Annotated in this window: 16 protein-coding genes; 9 read left to right on the top strand and 7 right to left on the bottom strand. The window is 69.1% G+C overall.

Going from position 1 to position 16,511, the window contains the following annotated elements; translation table 11 throughout:
- On the bottom strand, positions 1-651 hold a 651-nt coding region (locus RI841_RS06250), incomplete at its 3' end, for a putative selenate ABC transporter substrate-binding protein (RefSeq protein ID WP_310704718.1).
- Between the two features lie 74 nt (positions 652-725).
- Positions 726-1,598 carry a MurR/RpiR family transcriptional regulator gene (locus RI841_RS06245; protein ID WP_310704717.1) on the bottom strand — a complete coding sequence of 291 codons (873 nt, stop codon included), beginning with the start codon at positions 1,596-1,598 and terminating at the stop codon, positions 726-728.
- Positions 1,599-1,825: 227 nt separating this feature from the next.
- Here RI841_RS06245 and zwf point away from each other — a divergent pair, with 227 nt between their 5' ends.
- From zwf to RI841_RS06230, 3 genes are all read left to right on the top strand, one after another.
- Positions 1,826-3,337 (top strand): glucose-6-phosphate dehydrogenase, encoded by a 1,512-nt coding sequence (gene zwf / locus RI841_RS06240; RefSeq protein WP_310704716.1) that lies wholly within the window; start codon positions 1,826-1,828, stop codon positions 3,335-3,337.
- Between the two features lie 117 nt (positions 3,338-3,454).
- A complete protein-coding gene (pgl, locus tag RI841_RS06235; RefSeq protein WP_310704715.1) occupies positions 3,455-4,123 on the top strand; it encodes a 6-phosphogluconolactonase in 669 nt (222 codons plus the stop codon).
- A 20-nt stretch (positions 4,124-4,143) separates the two neighbouring features.
- Positions 4,144-4,818 carry a bifunctional 4-hydroxy-2-oxoglutarate aldolase/2-dehydro-3-deoxy-phosphogluconate aldolase gene (locus RI841_RS06230; protein ID WP_310704714.1) on the top strand — a complete coding sequence of 225 codons (675 nt, stop codon included), beginning with the start codon at positions 4,144-4,146 and terminating at the stop codon, positions 4,816-4,818.
- Between the two features lie 200 nt (positions 4,819-5,018).
- Here RI841_RS06230 and RI841_RS06225 read toward each other — a convergent pair whose 3' ends face one another.
- From RI841_RS06225 to RI841_RS06205, 5 genes are all read right to left on the bottom strand, one after another.
- On the bottom strand, positions 5,019-6,002 hold the full coding sequence (locus RI841_RS06225) for a carbohydrate kinase (RefSeq protein WP_310704713.1): 984 nt from the start codon (positions 6,000-6,002) through the stop codon (positions 5,019-5,021).
- Positions 5,999-6,964: a D-hexose-6-phosphate mutarotase gene (locus RI841_RS06220; protein ID WP_310704712.1), complete on the bottom strand. Its 966-nt coding sequence runs from the start codon at positions 6,962-6,964 to the stop codon at positions 5,999-6,001. Before RI841_RS06220 ends, RI841_RS06225 begins: the two co-directional genes overlap by 4 nt.
- Before the next feature lie 40 nt (positions 6,965-7,004).
- Positions 7,005-7,973 (bottom strand): glucokinase, encoded by a 969-nt coding sequence (gene glk, locus RI841_RS06215; RefSeq protein ID WP_310704720.1) that lies wholly within the window; start codon positions 7,971-7,973, stop codon positions 7,005-7,007.
- A 280-nt stretch (positions 7,974-8,253) separates the two neighbouring features.
- On the bottom strand, positions 8,254-10,140 hold the full coding sequence (gene edd / locus RI841_RS06210; protein WP_310704711.1) for a phosphogluconate dehydratase: 1,887 nt from the start codon (positions 10,138-10,140) through the stop codon (positions 8,254-8,256).
- Positions 10,141-10,399: 259 nt separating this feature from the next.
- Positions 10,400-11,794: a coniferyl aldehyde dehydrogenase gene (locus tag RI841_RS06205; RefSeq protein ID WP_310704710.1), complete on the bottom strand. Its 1,395-nt coding sequence runs from the start codon at positions 11,792-11,794 to the stop codon at positions 10,400-10,402.
- Positions 11,795-11,907: 113 nt separating this feature from the next.
- Here RI841_RS06205 and RI841_RS06200 point away from each other — a divergent pair, with 113 nt between their 5' ends.
- From RI841_RS06200 to surE, 6 genes are all read left to right on the top strand, one after another.
- Entirely contained in the window at positions 11,908-13,044 is a 1,137-nt protein-coding gene (locus tag RI841_RS06200; RefSeq protein ID WP_310704709.1) for a GNAT family N-acetyltransferase, read from the top strand.
- 107 nt (positions 13,045-13,151) lie between these two features.
- On the top strand, positions 13,152-13,502 hold the full coding sequence (gene ftsB, locus RI841_RS06195; protein WP_310704708.1) for a cell division protein FtsB: 351 nt from the start codon (positions 13,152-13,154) through the stop codon (positions 13,500-13,502).
- Positions 13,499-14,200 (top strand): 2-C-methyl-D-erythritol 4-phosphate cytidylyltransferase, encoded by a 702-nt coding sequence (gene ispD / locus RI841_RS06190; protein WP_310704707.1) that lies wholly within the window; start codon positions 13,499-13,501, stop codon positions 14,198-14,200. The genes ftsB and ispD overlap by 4 nt, the downstream gene beginning before the upstream one ends.
- A gap of 145 nt (positions 14,201-14,345) precedes the next feature.
- Entirely contained in the window at positions 14,346-14,840 is a 495-nt protein-coding gene (ispF, locus tag RI841_RS06185; RefSeq protein WP_310704719.1) for a 2-C-methyl-D-erythritol 2,4-cyclodiphosphate synthase, read from the top strand.
- Entirely contained in the window at positions 14,833-15,936 is a 1,104-nt protein-coding gene (truD, locus tag RI841_RS06180; protein WP_310704706.1) for a tRNA pseudouridine(13) synthase TruD, read from the top strand. Before ispF ends, truD begins: the two co-directional genes overlap by 8 nt.
- Before the next feature lie 13 nt (positions 15,937-15,949).
- A partial coding sequence (gene surE / locus RI841_RS06175) for a 5'/3'-nucleotidase SurE (RefSeq protein ID WP_310704705.1) occupies positions 15,950-16,511 on the top strand: 562 nt, incomplete at its 3' end.

Here is a 16,511-nt window from a genome sequence, read left to right as displayed (position 1 = left end):
GGGCGGGGTGGCCCAGATCACCTCGACCTTGTCGGTATCCACGCGGCCGTCCTCCACCGCGGTCTCCCAGACGCTGAAGTTCACCGCGCCCAGGTCCCAGGTGCCGGCTTCCACCAGGGCGATGGTGCGCGAATGGTCACCGGAGAAGCCGACCCGCGAGAAGAGCTCGTCGGGTGCCTCGCCGAAGTGCTGGCGCAGGAAGTGCTCGGGCATCAGGCGCCCCGAGGTGGAGGTACGCGAGCCGAAGGTCAGGCTCATGCCCTCGATGGCGTCGGGCAGTTCCTCGGCCCGCTCGAGGCGGGTGGAGCGGTGGGCGATCAGGTAGCTCTTGAATTCGGCATCCTCGCTGCCCTGAGCCAGGGCCTCCGAGCCCGGCACCAGGCGACGCGCTTGCACGCCGGAGAGACCGCCGAACCAGGCCAGCTGGACCTGATCGTTGCGGAAGGCGGTGACCGTGGCGCCATACGACTTCACCGGCACGTACTCCACTTCCACCTCGAGGCGCTCCTCGAGGTAGTCCGCCACCTTGGAGAAGCGCTCGACCAGTCGCGACTGGTCTTCGTCGGGAATGGCGGTGAAGCGGAAGGTATCGGCGGCGACACCCTGGGCGAACAGGGCCAGGACAGTGGTGGAAGCGGCAAGCCAGCGCATCTCGGTCTCCGGAGGTGGGCGATAGGCTGGCCATTGTTGTGGCTGGGCGCCTTCCTGGCAAGTCGCGTGGTGCCTCAGGGCGGGTCGTCGCGCTCGCCAGCAGGGTAGCGCGTCGCCTGCAGGCTGTCCTTGATCTTCTTGAGGTGAGGCAGGAAGTCCTCCCCGCGCCGCAGGGTCACCCCGGTGGCCAGAACATCGATCAGCGCCAGCTGGGTCATCCGCGAGGTCATGGGCATGTAGTAGTCGGTATCCTCCGGGGTGGTGACCTCCAGGCTCTCGGTGCACTCGGCGGCCAGCGGCGAGTCCGGGGCGGTGATGCCGAGCACCACGGCGCCGTTCTCCCGCGCCAGCCGGGCGATGTCCACCAGCTCCCGGGTACGGCCGGTCCAGGAGAGTACCACCACCACATCGCCGGTGTGGCAGGCGGCCGCCACCATGCGCTGCATCAGGACATCGACATAGGCGGTGACCGGCAGGTTGAAGCGGAAGAACTTGTGCTGGGCGTCCTGGGCCACTGCCCCGGAGGCCCCCAGGCCGAAGAAGTGCAGCTGCCTGGCCTGGATCAGGTAGTCGACCACCCGTTCGATGCGCTCCGGGGCCACCTCGCGGCGAGCCAGGTCCAGGGCAGCGATGGTGGCCCCGAAGATCTTGTTGGTGTACTCGGCGGCGGAGTCGCCGGGTTCCACCGCCTGGCTGACGTAGGGGGTACCCCCCGCCAGGCTCTGGGCCAGCTTGATCTTGAAGTCCGGGTATCCCTTGGCATCGAAGCTGCGACAGAAGCGGTTGACCGTGGGTTCGCTGACCGAGGCCAGCTGGGCCAGGGTGGCGATGCTCATGCTGGTGGCCGATGCCGGGTCGGCCAGGATGACGTCGGCCACCTTGCGTTCGGATCGGTTGAGCTCGTCGAGCTGCCGGCGGATGCGGTCGAGCAGATCGTGTCGGACCATGGGCAATGCAGTCTCCGTGACGACGGGGCGCCGACGGCGGCGCAGGATGAAATACGGATGATGTGGTGATTTAACTACATTATGCTGGCTATCCTGAGGGAAGCGCAAAGGGCATGTTGGAGGAAGCCTGTCAACGGGGTCAGTTATGTTGTAAACTTACATAAATTGTTTGCAATGGTTGCCCAGCATGCGCTATTTTTTGAGTAAGTTAACCAGACGGGGCGGACATGACACAACGCAAGCGACTCGGCGAGGGCCGGGCCACTGACGCCGGCAGCACGGAAATCGACCTGGCGCTGTTCGGTGCCCTGGGTGATCTGGCCCAGCGCAAGCTCTTTCCGGCACTCTATCACCTCGACCGCGAGGGGCTCCTGGACGACAGCACCCGGCTGCTGGGCCTGGCGCGTCAGGAATTCGATCGCGAGGCCTTCCAGGCCAAGGTCGAGACGGCCCTCAAGACCCACGTCAAGGCCGAGGAGCTCGACCGGTCCGTGCTCAAGCGTTTCCTGGCCCGCCTGAACTTCCTGCAGCTCGACTTCCTCGAGCCCGAGGGCTACGGCGCCGTGCGCGAGTGGCGCCAGGACGGGCTGCATCGCCCCATGGTCATCTACCTCTCGGTGGGGGCGAAGATCTACGGCGACATCTGCCGCCATCTTCAGGCCAGCGGCAGCCTGGATGACCAGAGCCGCGTGGTGGTCGAGAAGCCCATCGGCCACGACCTCGACTCCTCCGCCGAGGTCAACGACGCCATCGGCGCGGTCTTCCCCGAGTCCCGGGTCTACCGCATTGATCATTACCTCGGCAAGGAGACCGTGCAGAACCTGATCGCGCTGCGCTTCGCCAACCCGCTGTTCGGCACCCAGTGGAACCAGAACCATATCTCCCACGTCGAGATCACCGTGGCCGAGAAGGTGGGCATCGAGGGGCGCTGGGGCTACTTCGACGAGGCCGGCCAGCTGCGGGACATGGTGCAGAACCACCTGCTGCAGCTGGTCTGCCTGATCGCCATGGACCCCCCGGCCAACCTGGATGCCGACGCCATCCGCGACGAGAAGGTCAAGGTGCTCAAGGCGCTCAAGCCCTTCACCGACGACATGCTGGGGCGAGACGTGGTGCGCGGCCAGTATATGGCCGGCACGTCGGATGGCCAGTCCGTGCCGGGCTACCTGGAGGAGGAGGGAGCCAATACCGGTAGTCATACCGAGACCTTCGTGGCCATGAAGACCGGGGTGGCCAACTGGCGCTGGGCCGGGGTGCCCTTCTATCTGCGCACCGGCAAGCGCATGCCGGAGAAGCTCTCCCAGATCATCATTCATTTCCGCCAGCAGCCCCACTACATCTTCGATCCCGACCAGCGCGGGCTCGCCGCCAACAAGCTGGTGATCCGTCTGCAGCCGGAGGAGGGCATCGCCCTGGAGGTGCTGACCAAGGACAGCGGCCTGGACAAGGGCATGCGGCTGCGTCGGGGCCCCCTGCACCTGGACTTCAGCAGCGCCTTTCCCAAGACCCGGATTCCGGATGCCTACGAGCGACTGTTGCTCGAGGTGATGAAGGGGCAGCAGTACCTCTTCGTGCGACGCGACGAGGTCGAGCACGCCTGGCAGTGGTGCGACAATCTGATCGGCGCCTGGGCCGACCGCGACGAGCCGCCCCGGCGCTATCCGGCCGGTTCCTGGGGGCCTGTCGCGTCCATCGCCATGATCACCCAGGATGGCCGCAGCTGGTATGAAGATTATTAGGATTCAATGCCCCTTGAGCGTAGGCCTCGAGTGTAGGCCCGGTAAGCGCCAGCGCACCGGGCGCAATACGCCCGATGCGCCTTCGGCTTATCGGGCCTACCCGGAGGAAGAGACGAGATGAGTGATTCCCCCCGCGACCAGCTGGCCCTCCAGCTGGCCGAGGCCGCGGCCGAGGCCCTGCGGGTCGACCTGGCCCGTCAGGACAATGCCCTGCTGGTGGTCTCCGGCGGCTCCACCCCGGTGCCCTTCTTCGAGGCACTGGCAGCCTGCGACCTGCCCTGGGGTCGCATTCAGGTGACCCTCGCCGACGAGCGCTGGGTGGCCGAGGATGCCGTCGACAGCAATGCCCGCCTGGTGCGAGCCCGCCTGCTGCAGGGGCCGGCCGCCGTCGCCACTTTCGTGCCGCTGACCACCGGCGACCCGACCCCGGAGCAGGGCGCGGACGCGGTGGCCGAGCGGATCGCCGAGCTGGCCTGGCCGGCCAGTATCGTGATCCTCGGCATGGGGAGCGACGGCCACACCGCCTCGCTGTTTCCGGACAGCCGCGAGCTCGAGCTGGCACTGTCCACCGAAGCGCCGGTGGTGGCGGTGCGCACGGCGAGCCAGCCCCAGCCGCGGATCACCCTGAGTGCCGACCGTCTGCACCAGGCCCGCCGTCATGTACTGCACATCACCGGCGGCGACAAGCGCGCCGTGCTGGCGCGGGCGCTGTCCGGCGATGACGTCCGCGAACTGCCGATCCGTGCCTTCCTGGCCTGCCCGCTGGCCACCTACTGGGCCCCCTGACTTCCGGAGACCATCCCACCATGACCGTCCAAACGAGCATCGACAAGCAGCTGCCCTCGACACGCATCACCGAACTGGACAGCATCTGCCTCAAGGCGGAGGTGATCCCGGTGCTGGCCATCCAGCGCATCGAGGATGCCGTGCCCCTGGCCCGCGCCCTCTTCGAGGGCGGCCTGACCGTGCTGGAGATCACCCTGCGCACCGACTGTGCCCTGGAGGCGATCAAGCGCATCAAGGAGGCGCTGCCCCAGGCCAGCATCGGCGTGGGCACCGTACTGACGCCGGCCCAGTATCGCCAGGCCGAGGAGGTGGGGGCCGACTTCGTGGTGACCCCGGGCACCACCGAAGCGCTCTATCGTTACGGCGTCACCAGTCCCGTGCCGATGCTGCCCGGCGTGGCAACCGTCTCCGAGCTGATGACCGGCTGGCAGTACGGTTATCGGCGCTTCAAGTTCTTCCCCGCCGAGGCCAGCGGCGGTGTGAAGGCGCTCAAGGCGTTCGCCGGCCCGATTCCCGAGGCGCGCTTCTGCCCCACCGGCGGGATCGGCATCAACAACGCCGAGGACTACCTGGCGCTCAAGAATGTCATGTGCGTGGGGGGCTCCTGGCTCACGCCGAAGTCGCTGATCGATGCCGAGGACTGGGATGCCATCCGCTCGCTGGCCCGCGAGGCGGCGGAGCGCTTCCACCACTGACCTGGTTGCCAACTTCGCTAGCCCCGTGCTCTCTCGACAGCGGGTAGCTGTCCCTTGCCCCGGTCCAGCTGGGGCTTTTTGATGTTTCGTACCTTTGCTCGCCCGGTGCGCTGTCGCTTACCGTGCCTACGGGGTGGCGGCGCAGGATTCATGCCGCTGTAGGCCCGATAAGCCGGAGGCGCATCGGGCGTGGCGTGGGGCTAGCCTCTTAACCTTGCGAGGTCATCGCGATCCGGCAGGGCGGCATAGGCGCCCGGACGCGTCACGGCGTGGGCGCCGCAACGACTGGCGATCTCCACCGCGCGGCGCAGGAAGGCCGTGTCCCGGTGCCAGTCGGCATCGAGGCCCTTGTCTGCGGTGAACTCGGCGAGTTCGGCCAGCAGGCCGCCGATAAAGGCGTCTCCGCCCGCTGTGGTGTCCACCGCCTGGACCCGGGGCGGCGTGACCCGCTCGTCCAGGCCGACTCCCTTCAGCATCACCTCGCCCGGGCCGTCGGTGATCACCGCGACCTTCACGCCGGCGGCGAAGCGTTCGGCCAGCCAGCCCTCCCGGGGATGGTCGGCGCGCAGGTCGTCGAGCTCATGCGTCGAGAGCTTGATCAGGTCGGCGGCGTCGAGCAACCGGGTGACCAGGCTGATGTCGGCGCTGCCGCCTTCCCAGAGGTTGTGACGCAGGTTGGCATCCACGCTCACCAGGCAGCCGGCGCGACGGGCCATTTCGGCCATGGCCAGGGTGGTCTCGGCGATCTCCGGCTCGGTCAGGCTGTTGCTGCAGAAGTGCACGATGGCCGGCTCGGCGAAGACGCCGGCGGGCAGGTGTTCCAGGCGATAGAGCAGATCCGCGGCCGGCGGACGGTAGAAGTCGAAGGTACGCTCGCCATCGGCATCGAGGGAGACGAAGGCCAGTGCCGTGCGTGCCTCACGGGTGCGCACCACGCCGGACGTGTCCACGCCATGAGCGGCCAGCTCGGCGGCCAGGAAGTCGCCGAAGTGGTCCTCGCCGAGCATGCCGAGGAAGCGGCTGGGCACGCCCAGGCGCGCGCAGGCCACGGCCACGTTGGCGGGTGCGCCGCCGGCATAGGGGGTGAAGGTCTCGGGGGTGTCCGCTGCGCCGCTCTGTGGGTCGCCGAGACGGCTGGAAAGCAGGTCGACGAGGGCCTCGCCGAAGCTGATTACGGGGGTCATGGGGTCGCTTTCTCCTCACGGCTGAGGGTGGTGCCCAGCAGGTGCTGGGCGCCGGGAACCAGCCACACCGGGTCGAGCCGGGTATTGGCCGATTCGACGCACAGGAAGTGGCGGGCAGTCTCGATCGAGGTATCACCGGGGGGCGTGTCGCCGGGATGCCAGACCACCGCGGAATCGCTGCCCTGGCGGGCGATCCTCAGGCGGCGGGAGCCGTCGTCGAGGCATAGCTCGGCGTTGCTGCGGTAGATGCGGTCGAGCCCCCCGCGGACGCCGAGCTCGCCCTGCTGGTCGCGCTCGGCGAAGTCGGCCAGCTTGTCCAGGTAAATGGCGCCGGCCAGGCCCTCGACGCGACAGGCGAAGGCATCGGTGACCGCCAGGTAGCTGTGCAGGGCCCCGGTGATCTTCACCGGTGTCTCCCCGACATGCTCGGTGATCAGCTCTACATGCAGGCGCCGGGCATTGGCCTGGATCACCGCGCGCGGGATCAGCTGGCCATGCAGGCGCTCCTCGGGCGAGAGGTGCAGCTCCACGCCTTCCTCATGCTCGTCCACGGCGTCGAGCCGCCACGGGGCCTTGCGTGCCGGGCCATGCATGGGGCCGGAACGGTCGGGCGACTCATCGGCGGTGTTCTCGTCGGCGAACCAGGGCCAGCATAGCGGGATGCCCCCGCGGATCGCCCCCGGCAGGGACTGGGGGGTGGGTGTCACCCATAGCCAGCCGCCTGCCACCAGGCCCTCCGCGATGGGATTGTCAGTTGCCGCACCCGTGACAGCCGCCGGAGCGCCGGCCGGAGAAGCGCCCGCAGCGGGGTTGGGTAGGAAGTGCAGGACTTGCGCGCCCTGTAGGGATACCGCCAGCTGCCCCCAGGCCTCGTTGGCCAGCCAGACCTCGCGGCCGGCCCACTTGGCGCGGCGCTGGCCACGGGTCTCCTCGACCAGCCGGGCAAGCGATTCGGGAATCATTCGTTCTCCTCCATCGAGTGACTCGACCCTTTCCGTCGATTCATTCGACTTCTTCGTTGTGCAGGGCCTCGGCGGCGCCCAGCAGGCCCGTCCAGGGCGCAGTGACCACCTGGACCGGGATGGCCCCAGTGTAGGCGCTCATGCGCCCCTTGGCGGTGAAGGCCTCGAGGAAGCGGCTCTCGGGCAGCCACTCGAGCAACCGTGGGAGGATGCCGCCGCACAGGGCGACCCCGCCGCGGGCCCCCAGGGTCAGGGCGGCATCGCCGCAGACGTCGCCGAGGATCTTCAGGAACCGCAGCAGGGTATCACGGGCCACGGGGTCACCGTCTGCCGCCGCCTGGGTGACCTCGGCCGGAATGGCGTGGCGAGGCGGGGCGCCCTTCAGTGAGCAGTGGGCCAGATAGAGGTCGAGCAGCCCCTGGCCGCAGAGAATGCGCTCCACCGAGACGCGGCCGTAGCGGTTGCGGAAGTGCCGCAGCAGGTTCTGCTCACGCTCGTCGGTGGGGGCGAAGGTCACGTGGCCGCCCTCGGTGGGCAGCGGAATCCATGCCTGGCGGCCGGGGACGAGCCCGGCCACGCCCAGCCCGGTGCCGGGACCGATCACCAGCCGGGCCGCATGGGGGATCGCCTCGCCGCGCTGTACATCCACCAGGTCGACGGCCGCCACATGGGGAACGCCCAGTGCCTGGGCGGTGAAGTCGTTGATCGCCTTGAAGAGGCTGAGCCTCAGCGACTCCTGGGCCGCCTGGCGTGAGAACGCCCAGTGATTGTTGGTCATGGTCACCCGGTCGCCGCGGATCGGGCAGGCGAAAGCCAGGCAGGCCTCCCGCGGGGCGTCGCTCCCGGTCAGGCCGACCCGTGCCAGGTAGTCGCGTACCGCCTCGACCAGGCCCGGGTAGTCGGCACAGGGCAGACTCATGATCTCACGAGGCGCGAAGGTGTCCGGCGTCACCAGGGCGAAGCGCGCATTGGTGCCACCGATATCGCCGATCAGGGCGGGTCGAATCATCGTCAATGGTTCTCTGCTGGACTGCGTCGAGCGAAGCTGTTCCGGCGACAAGCCCCGAAGTGTCGGACCATCGAGGGGTCGCTGTGAACCCCTCCCTGGGTGCTACCGACGCCCTGCGGCGTTCTCGCATCCTGCGCCACTTGCAGGGCCGGTGCCGACCATCCATGGTCGGCCCGTTCGGAGCTTCGCTCCTCACCCATGGCGTAGGACCCCCTCTTCGGCTTGTCCCCGGCGCTTCTCACCATGTCATATGTCGTGGCTCAGACGGCCACTGTATGGCTCAGGCGTCCTCGTCGTGGATCTGGCCCTCCTGGCGCGCCAGGTCGTCGGCCTCGAAGCCGCCGAAGACGCCGGCACCCTCCTCGCCGCGCATGGCCAGGTGGCGGAAGCCACCGAACAGCTCGCGGCCGAGGCCCACGTGGTAGTGGTCCAGGTCGCCGACCCGCATCGCTCGCTCGGCCCACTCGTGGGCGTCGACCTTGACCTCGAGGCGGCCGGTGTCGGCATCCAGCCGCACGATATCGCCATCATGGAGCTTCGCCAGGGGCCCGCCGTCCAGCGCCTCGGGACTCATGTGGATGGCCGCCGGTACCTTGCCGGAGGCCCCGGACATGCGCCCGTCGGTGACCAGCGCCACCCGGTAGCCTCGATCCTGCAGCACGCCGAGGTAGGGGGTGAGCTTGTGCAACTCGGGCATGCCGTTGGCCTTGGGGCCCTGGAAACGCACCACGGCGATCACGTCGCGGTCCAGGTCGCCGGCCTCGAAGGCCGCCTTGAGGTCGTTCTGGTCCTCGAAGATGCGGATCGGCGCCTCGACCACGCGGTGCTCGGGCTTCACCGCCGAGACCTTGATCACCCCGCGGCCCAGGTTGCCGTCGAGAACGGTGAGCCCACCGGTGGGAGCGAAGGGCGTGGCGACCGGGCGCAGCACCTCCTCGTCGAGGCTCTTCTCCGGCCCCTCGCGCCATACCAGGGTGTCGTCCTCGAGGAAGGGCTCCCGGGTGTAGGCGGTCAGGTCGGTGCCGAACACCGTGGGAATGTCGGCGTGGACCAGCCCGGCGCCGAGCAGCTCCCGGAACAGCAGGCTCATGCCGCCGGCGGCCTGGAAGTGGTTGATGTCGGCCTGGCCGTTGGGATAGACCTGCATCAGGCTCGGCGTTACCGCGGAGAGGTCGGTGAAGTCGTCCCAGGTGAGGGTCAGGCCGGCGGCGGCGGCCATGGCCACCAGATGCAGGGTGTGGTTGGTGGAGCCGCCGGAGGCGAGCAGGCCGACGATGGCATTGACGATGGCGCGCTCGTCGATCTGCTTGTAGAAGGGCCGGTAGTCGCCGCCGGGCTCGGTGTTGCGGATCGCCTGCTCGGTAGCGTAGCGCGTGAGTGCCTCGCGCATCTCGGTGCCCGGGTTGACGAAGGAGGTACCCGGCAGGTGCAGGCCCATCATCTCCATCATCAGCTGGTTGGAGTTGGCGGTACCGTAGAAGGTGCAGGTGCCCGGGCTGTGGTAGGACTGCGACTCGGCCTCGAGCAGGTCCTCGCGGCTCGCCTTGCCCTCGGCAAACAGCTGGCGGATGCGCGCCTTCTCCTTGTTGGGCAGGCCGCTGGGCATGGGGCCCGCCGGCACGAACATGGCCGGCAGATGGCCGAAGCGGGCTGCGGCGATGAACAGCCCCGGGATGATCTTGTCGCACACGCCGAGGTAGAGGGCCGCGTCGAACATGTTGTGGGAGAGGCCCACGGCGGTGGCCATGGCGATGACGTTGCGGGAGAACAGCGACAGCTCCATGCCCGGTTGTCCCTGGGTCACGCCGTCGCACATGGCGGGGACGCCGCCGGCGAACTGGGCGGTGGAGCCCATGGCGCGGGCGGCACCCTTGATGGTCTCGGGGAAGGTCTCCAGCGGCTGGTGGGCCGAGAGCATGTCGTTGTAGGCGGAAATGATGCCGAGGTTGGCCGAGTTCATCAGCTTCAGCGAATTCTTGTCCGTCTCGCCGCAGGCCGCGAAACCGTGCGCCAGGTTGCCGCAGGAGAGCTCGCCCCGGTGCACGCCGCGGCGGTGCTGGTCGGCCATGCGACTCTCGTAGAGGGCGCGACGCTCGGCGGAGCGTTCCCGGATACGGCGGGTGACGTCGGCAACGGTGGGGTTGAGGGCGGGGGTCGTGCTGGCCATGGGTCACCTCGGCATCGAGTGTCTTGTAAACTTACCAATAAATTGGTCGAGTTTTTGCCTACCTTACCCGAATTTCGGTCTATTTTGTAGTTTTTATACCTTTTTGCGGCTTGTGGGCCCGGCCAGCTTCATGGCACTGAGCGAGCCACGCCCGATGCGCCTCCGGCTTATCGGGCCTACCGTGACGCTGTGGCCCGTGGCCCGTGGCCCTTGCCCCGACCGTAGGCCCGGTAAGCGACAGCGCCCTTGGCGGATCATGCTAGAGCCCCAGCAGCCGCAGCAGCCAGTTACGATACGGTGGGTCGAGCAGCCCCACGGCGTTGTGGCGTGCCTGCAGGAAGACGCTGCGCTGATGACTGAAACGCAGAAAGCCGGCCTCGCCCTGGTAGGCCCCCATGCCGCTCTCGCCGATGCCGCCGAAGGGCAGGGAGGGCACGACGTAGTGCCACAGGGTGTCATTGAAGACCACGCCGCCCGAGTGGGTCTGCTCCAGCAGGCGCCGGCGGCGGCCTGGGTCGTCGGTGAAGGCATACAGCGCCAGGGGACGTGGCCCCTCGGCGACTCGGGCCAGGGCGGCGTCGAAGTCGCGCACGCCGATCACCGGCAGCCAGGGGCCGAAGACCTCTTCCTGCATGATCGCCAGGTTCGCGGTGGGGTCCACCACCAGTGTAGGCGGCAGCTTGGTGCCCTGGTTGAGCGTCAGGCGCTCGCCGAGTTCGATCACCCGGCAGCCGTGATCGCGGGCCTCGTCGAGCAGGCCCTCGAGGCGAAGGCGTGTCGCGTCGCCGGGCACCGCCGAGTAGTCGTCGCTGGCGGTGCCCTGCGGATAGAATTCCTTGACCACCTCTTGGACTGCCTCGATGAAGGCCGGCACCCGTGCCGCATCGATCAGCACATGGTCCGGCGCGATGCAGGTCCGGCCGGCGTTGAGCCATTTGCCGAAGGCGATGCGCCGGGCCGCATGCGCCAGGTCGGCATCCTCGGCGACGATGGCCGGGGCCTTGCCACCGAGCTCCAGGGTGACCGGCGTCAGGTTGGCAGCCGCGGCCTGGGCCACCTTGCGGCCCACCTGGGGGCCGCCGGTGAACAACAGGTGGTCGAAGGGCAGGGTGGCGAAGGCCTGGCCGATGTCGGCATCGCCGGTGACCACGCACAGCTCTTCAGGCGCGAAGTAGCGCTCGATCAGCCGCGCCAGCAGGGTGCTGGTGGTGGGGGTCTGCTCGCTGGGCTTGATCATCACCCGATTGCCGGCGGCCAGCGCATCCACCGCCGGCATCAGTGCCAGGCTCCAGGGGTAGTTGGCCGGTGCGATGATGCCCACGACCCCCAGCGGCTGGCGGTGGATGCGCGCCCGGCCCGGCTGCAGGCGCCAGGGCACGGCGGCACGGCGGGGCGCCATCCAGCGCTTGAGGTGACGACGGGTGTGGCGGATGGCCAGCAGCAGCGGGACGATCTCCGCCAGTCGCGTCTCGGCCTCGGCGCGGTGGCCGAAGTCCTGGCGGATGGCCTGGATGATCTCGTCGCGATGGTGACGAGTCATGCTCGTCAGGCGGGCGAGGCGGTCGCGACGGGTCGCCGCCGAGGGGAAGGGCTCGGCGGCGAAGGCATGGTGCTGCTGGTCCAGGCGCGCCTGCAGGGCGCGGGCGTCGGTCATGCACGTCTCCGTGTGTCGATGAGGATGGAAGGGGGCACGGGCACTGGGCACAATGTAGGCCTTCTGCCAACGGCTTGTCAGCCGTAAGTCCCTTTTTACCCCCGGGAGTCCCCATGTCGGAGCTGGTCCTGAGCGAACTACCTGCTATCGAGGTGGTACCGGCCGCGGCCTGGAATGCACTGGTCGGCGACGATCATCCCTTTCTGCGCCACGAGTTCCTGCATGCCCTGGAGGCCAGCGGGGCGGCGAGCCCCGCCACCGGCTGGGTGCCGCGCCACCTGACCCTCTGGCAGGGCGAGGCGCTGGTCGGCGTCATGCCGTACTACCACAAGCACCACTCCTTCGGTGAGTACGTCTTCGACTGGGGCTGGGCCGAGGCGTGGGAGCACGCCGGGGGTCGCTACTACCCCAAGGGGCTCTCGGCGATTCCCTTCACCCCGGCACCCGGGCCGCGCCTGGCCCTGGCGCCGCACCTCGACCCCCTGGCTGCCCGCCGGGTGCTGGCCGACGCCTGGGAGGCCAGCGACCTGTCCAGCTGGCACCTGCTGTTCGCTGAGCCAGTCGAGGTCGAGGCCTGGCAGGCGGCCTGCCCATCCCTGCTGGCGCGCCTGGGCGTGCAGTTCCAGTGGTGCGATCGTGGCTACGGCGACTTCGAGGGCTTCCTGGCCGCCTTGACCGCGAAGCGACGCAAGGCGATCCGCCGCGAGCGGCGCCTGGTGGCCGACCAGGGCCTGACCCTGCATCGACTGGAGGGCGAGGCCATCGACGCGGCGGCGATGGCCCACTTCTTCCGCTGCTACGAGATCACCTACCTCGAGCGCGGCCGCCACGGCTATCTCGGCCTCGACTTCTTCGAGCGCCTGCGTCGCACCCTGCCCGAGTCGCTGCTGCTGATCCAGGCTCGCCGCGACGGCACCCCGGTGGCTGCTGCGCTCTGCCTGCAGGGCGCGCACACCCTCTACGGGCGCTACTGGGGCAGCGAGGTGCTGGCCGACTGCCTGCACTTCGAAGCCTGCTACTACCAGGGTATCGAGCACTGCCTGGCGCGGGGGTTGACCCGCTTCGATCCCGGTACCCAGGGCGAGCACAAGCTCTCCCGGGGCTTCGCCCCGCGTCGAATCACCTCGCTGCACCATATCGCCGACGACCGCCTGCGTGATGCCGTGGCGCGCTTCTGCGCCGAGGAGCGCCGCCACGTCGAGGGCTACGTCGCCGCGGCCGAGGCGGCACTGCCGTTTCGGGAGGGCTGACGCCGGCGCCCGGGGCGCAGCCTCACGCTGAGGGCATTCCCCCCTGCCGATGGGCGGTGAAACTGGCATAATGCCCGTCATCGGCAACCTCGTGACGGACTCCCTGCATGCTCAAGTGGCTGGCCATCGTGCTTATCATCCTGCTCGCCCTGCTGCAGTACCGGCTGTGGCTGGGCGAGGGCGGCATGCGCGAGCTCACCGAGGTGCGCCAGCGCGTGGCCGTGCTGGAGGAGGAGAACCAGCCGCTGCGCGCCCGCAATGCCCGCCTGGCCGCCGAGGTGGTGGACCTCAAGACCGGCCTCGATGCTATCGAGGAGCGGGCCCGCAGTGATATCGGCATGGTGCGCAGTGACGAGCAGTTCCTCTGGGTGCCCGGCGTGGCGGTGGAGAACACCGGTCTCGAGGCCAATGCCGGCCTGGTGCGCATGCCGGCATCCGGCGCCGAGGCTGGCCAATGAGCCGTCGCCCGTGGCTGGTGGTGCCTGCCGCGGGGCAGGGGCGGCGCATGGATGCCGACCGCCCCAAGCAGTATCTGCCGCTGGCTGGCCGGCCGGTGCTCGCCCGCACCCTGGCGCGCCTCCACGAGGCCTTCCCCGCTGCCCGGCTCTGCCTCTGCCTCGACCCGAGCGACGGCCACTTCGACCCGGCCTGGGTGCCTTTCGCTGATTGGCGGTGGGCGCCCGGCGGCGCCGAGCGTGTTGATTCGGTGGTCAACGCCCTGGACGCCATCGCCCCGGAGGCCGCTGAGGATGACCTGGTGCTGGTTCACGATGTGGCCCGGCCCTGCGTCACCGTCGACGATCTCGTGCGGCTGCTGGATGCCATTGCCGACGACCCCGTGGGCGGGCTGCTGTCAGCCCCGGTGGCCGACACCATGAAGCGCGATGACGGCGCCGGCCGAGTGAGGGCCACCGAGCCCCGCGAGGGCCTCTGGCACGCCTTCACTCCCCAGGGCTTCCGCTATGGACTGCTGCGCCGCGCCCTTGGCGAGGCGCAGGCGCGCGGCATCGCCGTGACTGACGAGGCCTCGGCGGTGGAGGCGGCGGGTCTCTCGCCGCGGCTGGTCAGCGGACGTCGCGATAACCTCAAGATCACCCACCCCGAGGATCTGGCGCTGGCGGCCTTGATATTGTCTGCCCAGCAACAGGTCCTGTAGGCCCGGTAAGCGCCAGCTCACCGGGCACGGTGATGGGGTAATTTCCAAGCCGGATGCGCCTTCGGCTTATCCGGCCTACGGTAGAATCGAATATTTTTACGCCGAATGATGATGCTGAGAGAGTAAAAGGTATGAGACGCGCATGATGCGAATTGGCCACGGCTTCGACGTTCACCGCTTCGGCGAGGGCGACCACCTCATGGTCGGCGGCGTCGCCATCCCCTTCGAGCGCGGTTTCGTCGCCCACTCCGACGGCGACGTGTTGCTGCATGCGGTCTGCGACGCCCTCTTGGGGGCCTGTGCGCTGGGTGACATCGGCGGCCACTTTCCCGACACCGACCCGACCTGGGCCGGGGCCGACAGCCGTGCCCTGTTGCGCCATGTCGCCGGGCTGGTGGCGAGGAGCGGCTACCGGGTCGGCAACCTGGATGCCACGTTGATCGCCCAGGCACCGAAGATGGCGCCCCATATCAGCGCCATGGCGGGGCATATCGCCGACGACCTCGGCATTTCCCGGGGCGCGGTCAACGTCAAGGCCACCACCACCGAACGACTCGGCTTCACCGGTCGCGGCGAGGGCATTGCCGCCGAGGCGGTGGCGCTGCTGGTGCGGCGCGACGGGGAGGCGGCCGGTGAGTGAGGTCGCCTCCCCCGGCATCGAGGATGTCATCGACTGGCCGCCGGCCTGGCCGCGGGTGCTGGAGGGCGAGCTCGGCACGCCGCCATCCGGTGACTACCGCGCCGCCCCCGAGGACTTCCGTGTCGAGGAGGTCCTCGACTTCGCGCCAGAAGGAAAGGGCGAGCATCTCTGGCTGTTCATCGAGAAGCGCGACCTGACCACCGTCATGGTGGCCCGTGACCTGGCCCGGCTCTGCGATGTCTCGCCGCGGGTGGTTGGCTATGCGGGGATGAAGGACCGTGTCGCCGTGACCCGCCAATGGCTCTCCGTGCAGCTGCCCGGCCGCGAGGCCCCCGAGGGGCTCGCCGAGCGACTCGCCGAGCGGGGCATCCGGGTGCTCGACCAGGCCCGCCATCCGCGCAAGCTCAAGCGCGGCGTGCATCGCGCCAACCGCTTCCATCTGCGGATCACCGGGGCGGCCGTGGCCGACCCGGTGCTGGAGGCGCGCTGGCAGCGCCTCTGTGACGAGGGGGTCGCCAACTATGTCGGCCCCCAGCGATTCGGCGCGGACGGGCGCAACCTGCAGCGCGCCCGGGCCGTGCTGGCCCGCGGCTGGCGCAAGCGCGATGACCGCGAGGGCATGCTGCTCTCGGCGGCCCGCAGCTTCCTGTTCAACGAGCTGCTGGCTGCCCGGGTTCGCGACCACAGCTGGGCGATGCCGTTGGCCGGTGAGGTGGTGATGCTCGACGGCAGTGCCAGCCAGTTTGGCGTCGCGCCTGACAATACTGCGCAACTCGCCGAGCTCGTCGAGCGGGCCCGGCGTCTCGACCTGCATCCCGCCGGGGTGCTGTGGGGCGTCGGCGAATCACGTGCCGCCGGCGCTGCCCGGGCCCACGAGGCTGCTCTGGTCGCGCGCTACCCCGGCCTGTGCGGCGGGCTCGAGCGTGCTGGCGTGCGCCTGGCTCGCCGGGCCCTGCGGCTGCGCCTGGGCGAGCCGCAGCTGACGCGCGGCGATGGCGAGCTGTGGCTGGCTTTCAGCCTGCCGCGGGGTGCCTTCGCCACCGCCGTGCTGCGGGAACTGATCTCTCATCCCTCCCTCGGGGCCCCCGCCCTCTGAACAGGAGCCTGTGATGCGTCGACTGCTGCTATCCAACGATGACGGGGTGCATGCCCCGGGGCTGCGCGCCCTTCACGATGCCCTGCTGCCCCATGCCCGGCTGCGTGTCGTCGCGCCGGATCGGGACAAGAGCGGGGCCAGCAACTCCCTCACGCTGAGCCGGCCCCTGGCGCTCGCCTCGCTCGACAATGGCTTCTACAGCGTCGACGGCACCCCCGCGGACTGCGTCTACCTGGGGGTCAACGGCGTCTGGGACGAACGGCCCGACCTGGTGATCTCGGGCATCAACCACGGTGGCAACCTCGGCGACGACGTGCTCTACTCCGGCACCGTGGCTGCCGCCATGGAGGGACGCAACCTGGGCATGGCGGCCATCGCCATGTCGCTGGTGGGCTCGCGCCACTTCGAGACCGCCGGACGGGTGGCGGCGAGCCTGATCGGGGCGGCCGACCAGCTTTCGCTACCGCCGCGCAGCCTGCTCAACGTCAACGTGCCGGACCTGCCGTGGAGCGAGATCCAGGGTTTCCGGGTCACCCGGATGGGCTATCGCGGCCCGGCGGCTCGTCCCCTGGAGG

The sequence above is a fragment of the Halomonas sp. genome (assembly GCF_031581305.1).
Classification (GTDB): Bacteria; Pseudomonadota; Gammaproteobacteria; order Pseudomonadales; family Halomonadaceae; genus Halomonas.
This window is presented reverse-complemented; position numbering and strand designations above follow the sequence as displayed.

Bases quoted from the DNA above. Each gene is read 5' to 3' on its own strand.
- RI841_RS06245 (WP_310704717.1), bottom strand. From the start codon at position 1,598: ATGGTCCGACACGATCTGCTCGACCGCATCCGCCGGCAGCTCGACGAG.
- zwf (WP_310704716.1), top strand. From the start codon at position 1,826: ATGACACAACGCAAGCGACTCGGCGAGGGCCGGGCCACTGACGCCGGC.
- pgl (WP_310704715.1), top strand. From the start codon at position 3,455: ATGAGTGATTCCCCCCGCGACCAGCTGGCCCTCCAGCTGGCCGAGGCC.
- RI841_RS06230 (WP_310704714.1), top strand. From the start codon at position 4,144: ATGACCGTCCAAACGAGCATCGACAAGCAGCTGCCCTCGACACGCATC.
- RI841_RS06225 (WP_310704713.1), bottom strand. From the start codon at position 6,002: ATGACCCCCGTAATCAGCTTCGGCGAGGCCCTCGTCGACCTGCTTTCC.
- RI841_RS06220 (WP_310704712.1), bottom strand. From the start codon at position 6,964: ATGATTCCCGAATCGCTTGCCCGGCTGGTCGAGGAGACCCGTGGCCAG.
- glk (WP_310704720.1), bottom strand. From the start codon at position 7,973: ATGATTCGACCCGCCCTGATCGGCGATATCGGTGGCACCAATGCGCGC.
- edd (WP_310704711.1), bottom strand. From the start codon at position 10,140: ATGGCCAGCACGACCCCCGCCCTCAACCCCACCGTTGCCGACGTCACC.
- RI841_RS06205 (WP_310704710.1), bottom strand. From the start codon at position 11,794: ATGACCGACGCCCGCGCCCTGCAGGCGCGCCTGGACCAGCAGCACCAT.
- RI841_RS06200 (WP_310704709.1), top strand. From the start codon at position 11,908: ATGTCGGAGCTGGTCCTGAGCGAACTACCTGCTATCGAGGTGGTACCG.
- ftsB (WP_310704708.1), top strand. From the start codon at position 13,152: ATGCTCAAGTGGCTGGCCATCGTGCTTATCATCCTGCTCGCCCTGCTG.
- ispD (WP_310704707.1), top strand. From the start codon at position 13,499: ATGAGCCGTCGCCCGTGGCTGGTGGTGCCTGCCGCGGGGCAGGGGCGG.
- ispF (WP_310704719.1), top strand. From the start codon at position 14,346: ATGCGAATTGGCCACGGCTTCGACGTTCACCGCTTCGGCGAGGGCGAC.